This is a genomic window from Micromonospora sp. NPDC051196 (genome assembly GCF_040682415.1).
Classification (GTDB): domain Bacteria; phylum Actinomycetota; class Actinomycetes; order Mycobacteriales; family Micromonosporaceae; genus Micromonospora.
Map to the genome: position 1 here is coordinate 1,202,114 of NZ_JBFBAY010000001.1, position 13,676 is coordinate 1,215,789.

The 13,676-nt window shown below is 71.1% G+C and carries 12 protein-coding genes; 7 read left to right on the forward strand and 5 right to left on the reverse strand.

Annotated features, from left to right (window positions below):
- The first annotated feature begins 219 nt into the window (after positions 1 to 219).
- Complete coding sequence (locus AB0M35_RS05555) at positions 220 to 927, forward strand: hypothetical protein (RefSeq protein WP_363741725.1); 708 nt, start codon at positions 220 to 222, stop codon at positions 925 to 927.
- Positions 928 to 1,229: 302 nt separating this feature from the next.
- Here the strand turns inward: AB0M35_RS05555 and AB0M35_RS05560 are convergent, their stop codons facing one another.
- The gene (locus AB0M35_RS05560) at positions 1,230 to 2,192 is read right to left on the reverse strand and encodes a TIGR03557 family F420-dependent LLM class oxidoreductase (protein ID WP_363741727.1); all 963 of its coding nucleotides are present in this window, start codon (positions 2,190 to 2,192) and stop codon (positions 1,230 to 1,232) included.
- A gap of 359 nt (positions 2,193 to 2,551) precedes the next feature.
- Here AB0M35_RS05560 and AB0M35_RS05565 point away from each other — a divergent pair, with 359 nt between their 5' ends.
- From AB0M35_RS05565 to AB0M35_RS05575, 3 genes are all read left to right on the forward strand, one after another.
- Positions 2,552 to 3,931, forward strand: coding sequence for a cellulase family glycosylhydrolase (locus AB0M35_RS05565; protein ID WP_363741729.1), 1,380 nt, complete (start codon positions 2,552 to 2,554; stop codon positions 3,929 to 3,931).
- A 102-nt stretch (positions 3,932 to 4,033) separates the two neighbouring features.
- The gene (locus AB0M35_RS05570; RefSeq protein ID WP_363741731.1) at positions 4,034 to 4,591 is read left to right on the forward strand and encodes an AAA family ATPase; all 558 of its coding nucleotides are present in this window, start codon (positions 4,034 to 4,036) and stop codon (positions 4,589 to 4,591) included.
- 126 nt (positions 4,592 to 4,717) lie between these two features.
- Entirely contained in the window at positions 4,718 to 5,923 is a 1,206-nt protein-coding gene (locus AB0M35_RS05575) for a sporulation protein (RefSeq protein WP_363741733.1), read from the forward strand.
- Between the two features lie 125 nt (positions 5,924 to 6,048).
- Here the strand turns inward: AB0M35_RS05575 and AB0M35_RS05580 are convergent, their stop codons facing one another.
- Positions 6,049 to 6,423, reverse strand: coding sequence for a hypothetical protein (locus AB0M35_RS05580; protein ID WP_363741735.1), 375 nt, complete (start codon positions 6,421 to 6,423; stop codon positions 6,049 to 6,051).
- 325 nt (positions 6,424 to 6,748) lie between these two features.
- Between AB0M35_RS05580 and AB0M35_RS05585 the strand changes: the two genes are divergently transcribed.
- Entirely contained in the window at positions 6,749 to 7,150 is a 402-nt protein-coding gene (locus AB0M35_RS05585; protein WP_363741737.1) for a hypothetical protein, read from the forward strand.
- Between the two features lie 141 nt (positions 7,151 to 7,291).
- Here the strand turns inward: AB0M35_RS05585 and AB0M35_RS05590 are convergent, their stop codons facing one another.
- The 3 genes from AB0M35_RS05590 to AB0M35_RS05600 all read right to left on the reverse strand — a co-directional run bounded on the left by AB0M35_RS05590 (position 7,292) and on the right by AB0M35_RS05600 (position 12,151).
- Positions 7,292 to 9,514 (reverse strand): AAA family ATPase, encoded by a 2,223-nt coding sequence (locus tag AB0M35_RS05590; RefSeq protein ID WP_363741991.1) that lies wholly within the window; start codon positions 9,512 to 9,514, stop codon positions 7,292 to 7,294.
- Positions 9,515 to 9,734: 220 nt separating this feature from the next.
- A complete protein-coding gene (locus tag AB0M35_RS05595) occupies positions 9,735 to 11,621 on the reverse strand; it encodes a tetratricopeptide repeat protein (protein ID WP_363741739.1) in 1,887 nt (628 codons plus the stop codon).
- A 68-nt stretch (positions 11,622 to 11,689) separates the two neighbouring features.
- On the reverse strand, positions 11,690 to 12,151 hold the full coding sequence (locus AB0M35_RS05600) for a MarR family transcriptional regulator (protein WP_363741741.1): 462 nt from the start codon (positions 12,149 to 12,151) through the stop codon (positions 11,690 to 11,692).
- 50 nt (positions 12,152 to 12,201) lie between these two features.
- Between AB0M35_RS05600 and AB0M35_RS05605 the strand changes: the two genes are divergently transcribed.
- Both AB0M35_RS05605 and AB0M35_RS05610 read left to right on the forward strand, forming a co-directional pair.
- Complete coding sequence (locus AB0M35_RS05605; protein ID WP_363741743.1) at positions 12,202 to 12,723, forward strand: VOC family protein; 522 nt, start codon at positions 12,202 to 12,204, stop codon at positions 12,721 to 12,723.
- A 70-nt stretch (positions 12,724 to 12,793) separates the two neighbouring features.
- Positions 12,794 to 13,636, forward strand: a complete 843-nt coding sequence (locus AB0M35_RS05610; protein ID WP_363741745.1) for a hypothetical protein — start codon at positions 12,794 to 12,796, stop codon at positions 13,634 to 13,636.
- The last annotated feature ends 40 nt before the right edge of the window (positions 13,637 to 13,676 follow it).

A 13,676-nucleotide genomic window follows, 5' to 3' on the forward strand; every position in this document is an offset into this window, starting at 1 on the left:
GCCCCCCCGCCCCCCCCCCCCCCGGCCCGCCCTTTAAAAACTTTGTGGGCCCCGCCCCCGGGGGGGCCCCCCCCAAACTTCTTGATCAACTCTGCCGGCGGGTGCGGGTGGGCCGCCGGGGCGTGGGTGAGTTGTGGGAAGGGGTTAGCGTGCCGGGCTGTGATCGATTCCTCGTCGCCGGCTGGGCGGAGTGGGCACAGCGGCGGTACGTCGGCGGCGGTGGGGTTATTCGCGCGGGGCGTGGCGCTGGTGGTGGTGCTGCCACTGCGGCTGGCCTGGGAGGTGTTGGCGGCCGTCGGTCGGGGGCTGTACCGCTGGGTGCTCGCCCCGACGGCGCGGTTCGCGGACCGTTGGCTGCTGCGTCCACTCGGGTGGCTGCTGCGGCACCTGGTCTGGATTCCGTTGCTCTGGCTGGCCCGCGCCGCGCTGTGGTTGTGGCGGACGTTGGTCTGGCTGCCGCTGACCTGGCTCTGGGACGGTCTGGTCTGGCTGTGGCACAACGTCCTGTGGCCGCCGCTGCGCTGGTGCGGGCGCGGGCTGGCGTGGCTGTTCCGGACTCTGGTCCTGGTTCCGTTGTACTACCTGGTGTGGGTGCCGTTGACCTGGCTGGTCCGGGTGCTCACCCCGGCAGTTCGGCAGTTGGGCCGGTGGCTCGTCGCCCTGGCGGACCACACGGGCGCCGCGTTGTCCTGGGCCTGGCGGGTGGCCGGTCGGATCCTGTGGTGGTGCTGGGCGCTCACCCTGCGTCCATTCTGGCTGGCGGGCCGCTGGGTGTGGTGGCACGCGGTGGTGCCGGTGGGCCGAGCGGTACGCGCCGTCTGGCGGGCCACCGTCACACCGATGGCCCGCTGGCTGCGGCGTAGCGTCCTGGATCCGGTCCGGGAGGCCACCCGCGAGGTACTGTCCGCCCTCGGCCTGCACCGTTGAACGGCGGTCAGAGGACCAGGTTGAGCAGTACGGTCAGCACGATCGAGGCGACGATCGAGAAGAGGATCATCAGGAGGCAGCCGACGCCGCCACCGGCGGGTCGGATCTCCGTGTTGCCGATACGCATGGGTTCACCTGTTCGTCAGCGCGTCAAGAGCCTCATGGTCGATGGTCGTCGAAGAGGGCACGAACGGCGTCGGCGACCTGCCGCGCGGGGTGGCGAGCGCAAGCCGCAGCAGCGTCCGGCCCGCCGCGCCCCGGCTGACGTCCTGGCCCGACCACAGGCCGTGGCGCCGGTCGCGTCACAGCTCGCGCAGGCGGGGCAGCAGTTGCTCCTGCGCCCAGTCCAGGAACATCGGCTGGCTGTCCCCGCCGACCTGGACCAGTGCCACATGCGTGAAACCGGCGTCGACGAACTTCTTGAACGCCTCGACGTGCCTGTCCACGTCGGGTCCGCAGGGGATGCCGGCTGCCACGTCCTCCTCGCGAACGCTGCGGGTGGCCGCTTCGAAGGCGTCGTTGTCGGGCAGGTCGGTGTTGACCTTCCAGCCCAGCCCGAACCAGCGGAACTGGTCGTGGGCGATCTTGCGGCACTCCGCCTCGTCCGGCCCGTAGCAGATGGCCACCTGCCCGTAGCGGGGTCGTCCGGCACCGCCGGCCTGCTCGTACATCTCCACCAGGCGGGCCTCGGGATCGGTGGCGACCATGGCGTCGGCGTACTCGGCGGCGAGGGTGGCCGACTGCCGCCCGGAAGCGGCCACCGCCATCGGCACCGGCCGGTCCGGCCGGTCCCAGACGTACGCGTCCGGCACGTCGTAGTGGTTGCCGGAGAAGGTGAGCGTCTCACCGCCCAGCAGCGGCCGGATGATCTGCAACGCCTCCTCGAACATCTCGTGCCGCTGCTGCACGTGCGGCCAGGCACCGACCACGTGCTCGTTGAGGTTCTCCCCGGCACCCAGACCGAGGGTGAACCGGCCGTCGGAGAGCACCCCGATGGTGGACGCCTTCTGCGCCACGACCGCCGGGTGGTAGCGGCGGATCGGGCAGGTCACGAAGGACATCAGCTGCGCGCGGGAGGTGGCGTGGGCGACCGCGCCGAGCACCGACCAGGCGTACGGGGAGTGGCCCTGTGACTCCAGCCAGGGGTAGTAGTGGTCGGACATGACGAGGTGGTCGAAACCGGCCGCCTCGGCCCGTACCGCGTAGTCGACGAGTTCCTTCGGGCCTGCCTGCTCACACATCAGGGTGTAGCCGATGTTGACCATGATGTCTCCTTCCGGGCCGGGTGGCCCGTTCCGGATACCCCGGTCCGGAAGTGCCAACCCTCGCCGATGCTTGACGCTCGCCCCACCCCTGCCTACCGTTGACCTGAACCGGTTCAGGCGTTCGTGGGCCGTACACCCTGTGGTGGGGGTGTCCGCCCCCGTGGCAGCTCGGTCCCGTACGCGGTCACGGGGGCGGCGCGGCCCGTCGAGCGTACTGAACCGGTTGCTTTAATCGATCCATCGGCCTACGCTGATGTCTGCCTCGCCGGGCCCTGCTTCGCGGCTGCCGGGCTACAGCCGCCACCCGCTACCCATTTCACCCCCTGGGCACGGGGGAGAGAACTCATGCGAGGAAAGACATGAGAAAACTATTCGCGGGCGTCGGTGCCATCCTGTTGGCCACCGTCGCCGCCGTGTTCGCCTTCGGCCCGTCGGCGCAGGCTGCCTCCGGCTTCACGGTCAGCGGCGGCAAGCTCTACGACGCCAACGGCAACGAGTTCATCATGCGCGGGGTCAACCACGCGCACACCTGGTACACGAACCAGACCAGTTCCTTCGCCAACATCAAGGCACTCGGCGCGAACACCGTCCGGGTCGTGCTCTCCAGCGGCGACCGGTGGACCCGCAACAGCGCCGACGACGTGACCAACGTGATCGGGCTCTGCAAGGCCCAACGGCTGATCTGCGTGCTGGAGGTGCACGACACCACCGGCTACGGCGAGCAGAGCGGCGCGGTCACCCTGGACCGCGCGGTCGACTACTGGCTCAGCATCGCCAGCGCGCTCAACGGCCAGGAACGGTTCGTGATCGTCAACATCGGCAACGAGCCGTACGGCAACCAGAACTACTCCTCCTGGGCCACCGACACGAGCAACGCGATCCGGCGGCTGCGTAACGCGGGCCTGACGCACACCATCATGGTGGACGGCCCGAACTGGGGTCAGGACTGGTCCTTCACCATGCGGGACAACGCCCCGACGGTGTTCAACGCCGACCCGGCCCGCAACATCGTCTTCTCCATCCACATGTACGGCGTCTTCGACACAGCCGCCGAGATCAGCGACTACCTGGGCCGGTTCCGCAGCCGGCAGCTGCCGATCGTGGTCGGCGAGTTCGGTCACTACCACTCCGACGGCGACCCCGACGAGGACGCCATCCTGTCGTACACCCAGGCCAACGGGATCGGTTGGTTGGGCTGGTCGTGGAGCGGCAACGGCGGCGGCGTCGAATATCTCGACATGGCCACGAACTTCAACCCGAACCAGCTGACCAGCTGGGGACAGCGGTTGTTCAACGGCACCAACGGCATCCGGCAGACCTCGCGGCAGGCCAGCGTCTACGACTCGCTCCCGCCGCCGACCTCGCCCCCGCCCACGACCACTCCGCCGCCGACCTCGCCGCCTCCCACCTCGCCGCCGCCGAGCAGCCCGCCGCCGGGCTCCGGCTGCACCGCGACGTACGCGATCACCAACCAGTGGCAGGGTGGTTTCCAGGGTGACGTGCGGGTGACCGCCGGCTCCAGCGCCATCAACGGCTGGACGGTGCGGTGGACGTACGCCAACGGCCAGTCGGTGACCCAGTCGTGGAACGCCACGGTCAGCACCAGCGGCTCAACGGTGACCGCCCGCAACGTCGACTACAACGGCCGGCTCGGCGCCGGTGCCAGTACCAGTTTCGGCTTCATCGGCGGCTGGGCCGGCACCAACTCCGTACCCGCGGTGACCTGCACCGCGAGCTGACGACCCCGGTGGCCGGGTCCGGGAGGACCCGGCCACCCCCGGGGTTGCTACCGACACCGCAACACTGCCGACTGCCGCGCCCGGTGGGGCTATAACGACATGATGGGCACAACCCCGACCCTCGTCGTCGTCAGCGGGCCGCCCGCGGCCGGCAAGACGACACTGGCTCACCTGCTCGCCCGGCGGATCGGCTGTCCCGCGATCTGCCGGGACGAGATCAAGGAAGGCATGGTCCACGCCGCCGGGGATGTCACGGCGGCACCTGTCGACGAGCTGAGCCTGCGGACCCTGCCCACCTTCTTCACGGTGCTTGAGGTGCTGCTGACCGCGGGTGTCACCACGGTCGCCGAGGCAGCCTTCCAGGACCGCCTCTGGCGCCCCCACCTGCAGCCGTTGATGGGTATCGCCGACGTCCGGGTGGTGCACTGCCGGGTCGCCGCGCAGACCGCCTTCGATCGTGTCTGGCGACGGCAGGACGAGAATCCGATCCGGCGCGCCCACGCCGACACCGCTCTCGGCGACGACCAGCTGACCCATGCCGTCGGCCACCACGGCTTCCAGCCGGTCCGACTCGACGTACCCCAGATCGAGGTGGAGACCAGCGACGGCTACCGCCCCGGACTCGACGAGATCGTCGCCTTCGTCGACGCCGGACGCTGAATAGCGACCGCTTTTGCTGTGTGTCGTGCCGGTTTTCAGCGACCTCACAGCGGCAGTCGATAGGGTGCCAGCGTCAGCGTCCGCTCCTCAAGGGAGACCGGGCACCAGACCCCAGCGGGAGTACCGATGGTCTTCAAGAAGATGTTGAGCGCGCTCGGGGTGGGCGGTCCCAGTGTGGACACTGTCCTGGCCAATCCGCATACCCGGCCAGGGCAGATCCTCGACGGCCAGGTCAACCTGATCGGCGGGGACGCCCCGGCGAACATCGAGCACCTCGCCGTCGGGCTGGTCACCCGGGTCGAGATCGAGAGCGGCGACAGCGAGTACGCCGGGGTCATGGAGTTCCACCGGCACCCGGTCAGCGGCGCGTTCCAGCTCGCCCCCAAGCAGCAGCTGTCCATCCCGTTCCAGCTGGTGGTGCCCTGGGAAACCCCCATCACCGACGTGTACGGCCAGCGCCTGCGCGGCATGACGATGGGGCTGCGCACCGAGCTGTCCATCGCGCGTGCGGTCGACAAGGGTGACCTCGACCAGGTCAACGTGCACCCGCTGCCGGTGCACGAGCGCATCCTGGAGGCGTTCCTCCAGCTCGGTTTCCGGTTCAAGTCGGCCGACCTGGAGCGCGGTCGCATCCACGGCGTACAGCAGATGTTGCCGTTCTACCAGGAGATCGAGTTCTTTGCCGCGCCGCAGTACGCGCAGACCATCAACGAGCTTGAGCTGACCTTCGTCACCAACCCGCACGGTGTCGACGTGGTGTTGGAGTGCGACAAGCGCGGCGGCTTCCTCAACCCGGGCCACGACGTCTTCGGGCGTTACCAGGTCTCGCACGCCGACGCCGAGCGCCCGGACTGGGTGCAGGTGGTCGACGGCTGGATGGCCGAGACGGTCGGACGGTACGGCAGCATGCGCGCCCAGAACTTCGGCGCGCCCGGGTACGGCGCCCCGCAGGGCTACGGTCCGCAGCCGGGCTACGCCGGCCCGCCCGGATACCCGCCGCAGGCCGTCCCGCCGGGCTACCCGCAGCAGGGCTACCCGGCCCCGCACGCCGCCCAGGGCTACCCGCAGCAGGGCTACGGCGCGCCGCAGGGTTACGGTGCGCCCCCCGGATACGGCCCGCCCAACAAGTACGGCCACCCGCAGCAGCATCGCAGCGGCCCCGGCATGGGCGGGATCGTGGCCGGCGCGGCGCTCGGCGCGATGGGTGGCATGGTGGCCGGTCACATGATCGGCAACGCCCTTGAGGGTGGCGAGGAGGAGCTTGCCGAGGCCGCCGGTGACTTCGGCGGCGATGACTTCGGCGGCGACTTCGGCGGCTTCGAGGAGTTCTAGGAGTCGAAGCCTCGGGTCGAGCCGAGGCGAAGTTTAGGCGACAGCAGACGGTGGCCCGCCGGGATCCTTCCCGGCGGGCCACCGTGCGTCAGGCTCGGGGTCTACGCCCCGATGGGGCGCGTCGATCAACGACCCCGTCGACGCTCCTTGGCCGAGCGCTTGGGGCTACCGGCCTTGGCCAGACCACGGCTACCCAGGTAACCCAGGGTCAACAGGGTGATGAAGAACCACGCCTGTCCGGGGTTGTTCAGGTTCAGGCCGTTGGCGGTCGTACCGCGCCAGAAGGCGGAGATCACGACGAGGGTCACGGCCGCCGCGTAGATCCAGAATTCCGTCGTCAGGAACGCCTGCTTGGTCTCCGTACCCTGCGCCTGCATCGGCTCCCGATGACCGTCGTACGCCGGCATCGGCCGGGTGGGTGCCTCGTGCATGGCCTGACGATTCTGTACGTCCTGCGCCGGACGATTCATCGGCCTGGTGGATGCAGCCTGCGTGCTCATCTGTCCTCCTCAGGATGCGATGAGTCCTGCGATCCCTCGCCCCGCTACCGCGTTTCGGCCACGGCACGGTTCGCGTACTGGCGGGGGCACGACGGGTCTACCCGGCGGCTCGGCAGCAGTAACCCTCGGATCCTCCGGCCGGACCCGGCAGGTGTTCACCTTCGACCCGTAACGCGGCGGCTCGACCGAATGTCCCAGGTCTCCCATCGGGCCGTCTGTCCCCGCCGCCCGATTCGCCCGCAGCGGAGGCGGTCTGACGATGCGGGTTTGTCCGCCCGGTCACCGGGCACGCTGAGAGATCGACGCGTTAGTGAGGTGATGGATCATGCGTGAGGACGACATGCGACAGGACGCCGCCCGCCGGGCCGAGGAGCGGGTCACCGCCGGTGTGTACGGCGAGGGTGCCCTGGACGAGGTGACGGTGCCGCGTACCGATGTGAACAGCGCCATCCAGCGCGATGACCCGGACGACCCGGCGAAGGTGCCGATCGACCCGAACGTGCTGCGTGACGGTGGTCCTACGCGCGGGCAGGGCGCGATCACCACGACCGGGGGTACGGCCGGTCCGGCGAGCGTTCGCCGGTTGGCCCGCCAGCCGGAGCGTCACCGAGGCAAGGTGGCCCCGACCACCACGGGTGACGCCACCACCGGTGGCCTGAGCACCCCGTCCGGCGGCTCCACCAGCGACCAGTCCACCCCAGCCACCCACACCGGCAACTTCGACTAACCCACCCACCACCCACCCCACCCACCCCACCCACCCGCTGAACCACGTTGATCATGAGGTTGGCGGCACTCTGAAGATCAGCTACTGCCGCTAACCTCATGATCAACCGGGCGGGGTGGGGGTGGGGTGGGGTGGGGGCTGTTAGGGGGTGGGGGTGAGGGTGGTTAGGTGTTGGGTGGCTCGGGTGAGGGCTACGTAGAGGTCGCTGCGACCTCGGGGGGACTCGGCGACGATCTGGTCGGGGTCCACCACGATGACGGAGTCGAATTCGAGGCCCTTGGCTTCGGCGACGGTGAGGATCACCACCCGGCTTTCCAGGTCGGGTTGTTCGCCGACGGTGGCTTCGGGAAGCGCCGTGGTCACCGTCGCGCCGAGGTCGTCGACGCGGGCGGCCGGCACGATCACGCCGAGGCGTCCGTCGGTGAGTCCGGCGGCCTCCGCCGTGACGACCTCGACCAATTCCGCCGCGAGCCGGTCCGCCGGGGCGTGGCGAGCCACCGGCGTACGACCGCTGGAGCGTACGGCGCGGGGTGGTTGCAGTGCCGGGTCGATCTCGGCCAGTACGTCCGCGGCGACCGCCATGATCTCGGCGGGGGTGCGGTAGCTGACGGTCAGCTCCGTCAACCGCCACCGGTCGGCCACGTAGGGCGCCAGGGCCTGCGCCCACGACGGGGTGCCGGCCAGCGCGCCGGTCTGCGCCACGTCACCGACGATGGTCATCGACCGGCTCGGGCAGCGGCGCATCAGCAGCCGCCAGGCCATCGGTGAGAGTTCCTGCGCCTCGTCGACGATCACGTGGCCGAACGCCCAGGAGCGATCGGCCGCCGCGCGTTGGGCGGTGGTCAGCCGGTCGGCTTCCTCCTGGCGTTCCAGCAACTGGTCGGCGTCGAGCAGGTCGGTCACGCCGAGGATCTCGCCGCCGTCGGCCTCGTCCTCCACGTCGATCGACCGGGAGCCGCGGGCGATCTCCAGGACTCCCTCGGCGTACTCCCGTTGCAGGGCGCGTAGCCGTTCCCGGCGGGCGGCGGCAGCCCGGTCGTCCTCGCCGAGCAACTCCGCCGCCTCGTCCAGCAGCGGCACGTCGGCCGGGGTCCAGCCGCCCGGCTCGCGGTGCAGCGCGACCCGTTCGTCCGCGGTGAGCATCGGCGCGGCGGCGGCGATCCGGTCGGTGTCGGCGTACAGGTCGGCGAGCAGCCGCTGCGGTGTGAGCACCGGCCACAGCTCGTCCAGGGTGGCGCGTATCTCTGGCTCCTCGCGCAACTCACGACGGATCTCGGCGAGATCCGCCTCCTCGAGCAGGTTCTCCCCGCCGAGCGGGTCGGCGCCGATGCGCTCGGCGACCTGGTCGGCCAGCGCGTGGATGATCTCGATGTCGAACACCGCGCGGGCCAGGTTGTGTGGCCGACCGCTGTGGCGGGCCCGGTCCCGGGCCTCGTGCACGGTCGCCGGGTCGAGCACGAGGATCTCCCGCTGCGGCAGTTCGATCTCCAGCGGCTCGTCGGGCACCCGCTGCCGGTCGCGTACCGCGTTGGTCAGGACCTCGACCATCACCGGCCGGCCCTTGACGGCGGCGGTGGTGGCGGGCTCCCCGCGCCGCGCGTACACCCCGGGGAACAGATCAGCCTGGGTACGCAGCAGCACGCCCGTCTCGGCCAGCGCGGGCAACACCTGGGAGATGTAGCGCAGGAAGGTGACGTTCGGGCCGACCAGCAGCACGCCCCGGGTCGACAGTTCCCGTCGATGGGTGTAGAGCAGATACGCCGCCCGATGCAGCGCCACCGCGGTCTTGCCGGTGCCGGGGCCACCCTGCACCACCAGCACGCCAGGCAGATCGGCACGGATGATGCGGTCCTGCTCGGCCTGGATGGTTTCGACGATGTCGCGCATCCGCCCGGTGCGACCCGCGTTCAACGCCGCCAGCAGCGACGCCTCGCCGGTCAACTCCTCGTGGGCGGTGGGGGAGGCGGTGTTCAGGTCGAGCACCTCGTCGTTGAGGCCGATCACCTTGCGTTGCCGGGTACGCAGGTGGCGGCGTCGCCGGATGCCCTGCGGGTTGGCGGCGGTGGCGAGGTAGAAGGCGCGGGCCGCCGGGGCGCGCCAGTCCATCAGCAGCGGATCGTAATCACCGTCGGTGTCGAAGATGCCGATCCGGCCGATGTAGTGGCGCTCGCCGTCGTCGGTGTCCAGCCGGCCGAAACACAGACCGTTCTCCACGGCCGAGAACTGCTCGACCTGATCGGCGTACATCCGCACCGCGCTGTCGCGTTGAGAACGGGCCTGCAATGTGCCACCGGTCACCCGCAGTTCCTCGGTCAGCCGCTGCGACGCCTGCTCCCGCAGGTCGTCCAAGCGCTGGTAGAGCATCGAGACGTACTCCTGCTCGCGGCCGATCTCGTCGTCGGACGGCGAACCGTCGGAGTGCCTTGACAATCCGTCTCCCAATTGGTTAGTCTCCGAGGTAGAACGGCTTTTAACGGCCGTTCTTTTTTGTTGCCTGAACGGATAAAGATACCCCGCGAGGTGCCGACGGAACCAGCCGACGGGTGGCCGTCACAACATGCTGCCGGGCCGTCGGCGGTGACCGTCAGCGACGGTCGGTGCAGATCCGCTCCGAACGCGCCACCACGTCGGTGGACCAGGCGACGGCCACCGTGAAGCAGTAGTCGAGGCTGCGGCTCAACCCGTAGACGACGAAGCTGTCGGTGCCGGCGGGCAGGTCGGCGAACGGGCTGGGCGACTGCCCTGCCCGGCCACCGGAGACGATCACCGGACCTTCGCTACCGGCCGGGTACTCCCAGCTCAACGTCACGCTGTCCCGATTGTCGCGGAGCGCGAGCCCGGTGGGTGGAGCGCCGGGGGAGACGGACGCCTCGGGTGTCGCCGTCGTCGTGGTCGGCGCACTGCCCGGAGCGCCGCTCGTGGCGGGCGCGCCGGGGTTGCCGCCGCCGACCCCGGACACCCCGGCGATGACCGCGGCGGCGCCGAGCAGCACCACGACCACCCCGGCCGCGACGATCGGCACCATCCGGTTCGACTGACGGGGGGTCGGGGCGGCCCGGTGCACCGGCACCGGCAGCAGCCGCGACGGCGGACCCGACTGCTGCGGGTCGTCGACCCGGCGGAGCCGGTAGACCCCGGGCGCCTGCGGTGCCGGCCCGGTCAAGCCCACCACGCTCGGCGGCACCGAGGTGGTGCGGTCCGGGTACGGGTCCGGGGGTGCGGCCTGGTGGGGGTACGGGTCCGGGTTGTCCGGTGCGGCGGTGCGCCCGAGGTACGCATCCGGGTTCGGCTGCTCGACGGCCGGCGCTGTCCACCAGTCGTCCGGTGGCCCGGCCGGGCCGTCGGCGGGCTGGCGGGGGGTGGGGACCGGCGATGCCGCACCGGCCGGTGACGGACCGGCCGGGTGGTAGCCGTGGCTCGGGTGGTACCCCTCGACGGGGTGCTGTTCCTCGGCGTAGCGCGGTTCGTCGGCGTAGCGCTGTTCCTCGACATAGTGCGGTTCGTCGACGTAGCGCTGTTCTTCGACATAGTGCGGTGCGTCGGCGTAGTGCGGTGCGGCCGGGTCAGGTGCCGCCGGCCATCCCGACTCGGCGGACGGGTCGTCGGTCGGCCAGCTCGGGTCGGCGACGGTCGGAGCGACGGTCGGGCCGCTGCTGGTCGGGCCAGTGGTGGTCGGTGGGTCGGTCGGCCACTGTGGTGCGGGCGGGGCGTCGCCCGGGGGCGGGATACGGGCGGCCGGCACGACCGGATCCTGGCTGCTCACCGGCGGGGTGTCGGAGCAGACATGGTCCGGATTGGCCGCCGCGCGGGCCAGGGCCGCGACCTGTGCGGTCAGCGGGTCGTCCGGGGCAAGGTGATGACGGCTCAGTTCGCGGGCGAGGGCGAGGTTGTCGTGTGCCTCGCTGAACTGCCCACAGTCGCGTTGCATGGAGCCGAGCCGGGCCAGCATCTTGATGCCGCTCGGGTGGCCGTCGCCGTACACCTCGCGGTGCAGTTCCCAGGCGTCCTGGAGGCGGTCGCGGGCGACCTGGCACTGGCCGCGGGCGTACTCCACGGTGGCCAGGTCGGCGTGCGCGGCGAGCACCCGCAGCGATTCGGGGCCGTCCGTCGCGGTGAGCTCGATGATGACTTCCTGGTAGAGCCGGGCGGCCCGGGACCAGCTGCCGACCCGGTGCAGCACCGCCGCCAGGGTCGCGGCGGCGGCCACCGTACGCGGGTCGGAGCGGCCGTGCAGACCGGTGGTGGCGGCGTACGCGAAAGCGGCCCAGCCCCGGGCCGAGTGCGGCTCACCGAGCGCGACCAGGACGCGGGCGTGCAGGCTGGCCGCCTCGGCCAGCTCGGGTGTCGCGTTGGCCGGGCGCGGGTCGGCGCCGGTCAGCGCGTCGGCGAGCAGCCGTTGGGCGCCGGCGAGGTCGCCGGCGGAGACCAGGTCGTGAGCCTGATCAGTCAGTTCACCGAAGCCGGAGGGCACGCCCCATCGTGCTCATCCGACGACGTTATGTACAAGTCCCGCGCCGTAGTGGTTCGGTCAGGATCCGGTCAGGCCTGACTCAGGTGATCGGTCAGCGCCTCGCTGATTCGGCGTAGCTGATCCACCTGAGCTGGGCTGAGTGCGTCGAACAGGTGTCGGCGTACGCCTTCGACGTGGCCGGGGGCGGCGGCGGCCAGGGTGGCGAAACCGTCGTCGGTGAGCCGGGCGATCTGCCCGCGCCGGTCGGTCGGGCAGTTCTCCCGGCGGACCCAGCCGTCGGCTTCGAGCCGGGCCACGGCGTGGGACAGCCGGCTGCGGGAGGAACCGGTCGCGTCGGCCAGTTCGCTCATCCGCAGTCGGCGCTCGGGCGCTTCGGAGAGCCGCACCAGGATCTCGTAGTAGGCGTGCGGCATCCCGGCGTCGCGTTGCAGCTCGCGGTCGAGGGTGTCCATCAACGCCCGGGAGGCGGCCAGGAAGGCTCGCCAGGTGCGCTGCTCGTCCGGATTCAGCCAGCGGGTCATGACCACCATCATAGCTGAAGTAGTTGAACGCTCAATCAAATCGCGCTAGCGTCGGTGGCATGGGAATCCACCGCCTCAATCACGCCGTGCTCTACGTCAGCGACCTCGACCGCAGCGTCGCGTTCTACCGCGACGTCCTGGGCTTCCGCCTGGTCCCGATGACCCCGAAGGGCTTCCGTGGCGCCGCCTTCCTCCAGGCGCCCGGCTCCACCAACGACCACGACCTCGGCCTGTTCGCCCTCGGTGCGCAGGCCGGCCGCTCGACCGCCGGTCGCGCCACCGTCGGGCTCTACCACCTGGCCTGGGAGGTGGACACCCTCGACGAGCTGGCGGACACCGCCCGCCGACTGACCGAGGCGGACGCCCTGGTCGGCGCCTCCGACCACGGCACCACCAAGAGCCTCTACGGCCGCGACCCCGACGGACTGGAGTTCGAGGTGGTCTGGCTGGTGCCGGCCGACCGGCTGGACGACGCCGCGCTCGCCGCCCGCACCCGCATCGGCCGGCTCGACCTGCCTGCCGAGATCGCCCGCTACGGCGGCAGCACCCGGGGCGGCGTCGGTATCTCGATCCTCGCCTGAGGGCGTTGACGGTCGCAGTGGACTCACCCCTGCCCACCCCCGTGACGTGTGGGTGGGGTAGAACGGGAGGGTGGTGGGTCTGTGGGTCTGGGAGCAGTACCTGGGTGGATGGTTGGCCCGGGCGTTGGGGCGGGCTCGGCGGGCCACCATCGCGATCGCGTACGCCGGTGACGACGCCCGACCGGCCGAGATCGCGCTGCGGGTGGTCGGCGAGCGCACCGACCGGCTGCGCGGCTGCCGGCTCACCGTGCTGGTGCTGGCCGACGGCACCGAAGACCTGCCGGCCCGGCTCGGCGCCGTCGAGGCCCAACTGCCGCCACAGGTGGCGGTGCACCTGATGCCCGGTGCACCCGGTCGACTGCCGGTGGCGCTGCGGGCGGCCGGTGCCGCCGGTGCTCCGGTGCTGTCCTACCTGGCCGCCGAGGGCACGGTGGACCCGGTGGCGCTCACCGCCGCCGCGACCGGCCGCCCCGCCGAGGCGCTGGTGCGCTCCGGGACGGACGCGTCGCTGCGGCCGGCGCTGGCCGATGCCGGGTTCCCGCTGGCGACCGAGGTGGAGTTGGCCGACACCGGCGAGCGGATCGCCTTCGGCACCGGCTCCGACCGCAACCTGGAAGCGCTCAAGGAGAGTCTGTGGGCGGCCGGTGCCGATCTTCGTGACCCCGACGGCGTACCGCTGCGGCCCGACTCGCAGGTGGACATCGCGCCGCTGGCCCGCGCGCTGCTGGCCGAGCTGGCCCGGCACGGCCCCCGTACGGTCACCGAACTGCGCCGGTACGCCGTCACCGCCACCGCCTACCGGGCGGTGGACGCGCTGCGGGCGTTGACCGGGTTGCTCGACGAGGGACAGGTCAGCCGTACGCCGGAGCAGGGCCGGCTCGCTGGTGACGTGCTGGTCACGGCTGCCCGGTGAGCGGCCGGTCAAGCCGTACGGAGACCGAGCGGGGCGCCGG

Bases quoted from the DNA above. Each gene is read 5' to 3' on its own strand.
- AB0M35_RS05560 (WP_363741727.1), bottom strand. From the start codon at position 2,192: ATGGTCAACATCGGCTACACCCTGATGTGTGAGCAGGCAGGCCCGAAG.
- AB0M35_RS05565 (WP_363741729.1), top strand. From the start codon at position 2,552: ATGAGAAAACTATTCGCGGGCGTCGGTGCCATCCTGTTGGCCACCGTC.
- AB0M35_RS05570 (WP_363741731.1), top strand. From the start codon at position 4,034: ATGGGCACAACCCCGACCCTCGTCGTCGTCAGCGGGCCGCCCGCGGCC.
- AB0M35_RS05575 (WP_363741733.1), top strand. From the start codon at position 4,718: ATGGTCTTCAAGAAGATGTTGAGCGCGCTCGGGGTGGGCGGTCCCAGT.
- AB0M35_RS05580 (WP_363741735.1), bottom strand. From the start codon at position 6,423: ATGAGCACGCAGGCTGCATCCACCAGGCCGATGAATCGTCCGGCGCAG.
- AB0M35_RS05585 (WP_363741737.1), top strand. From the start codon at position 6,749: ATGCGTGAGGACGACATGCGACAGGACGCCGCCCGCCGGGCCGAGGAG.
- AB0M35_RS05590 (WP_363741991.1), bottom strand. From the start codon at position 9,514: ATGCTCTACCAGCGCTTGGACGACCTGCGGGAGCAGGCGTCGCAGCGG.
- AB0M35_RS05600 (WP_363741741.1), bottom strand. From the start codon at position 12,151: ATGGTGGTCATGACCCGCTGGCTGAATCCGGACGAGCAGCGCACCTGG.
- AB0M35_RS05605 (WP_363741743.1), top strand. From the start codon at position 12,202: ATGGGAATCCACCGCCTCAATCACGCCGTGCTCTACGTCAGCGACCTC.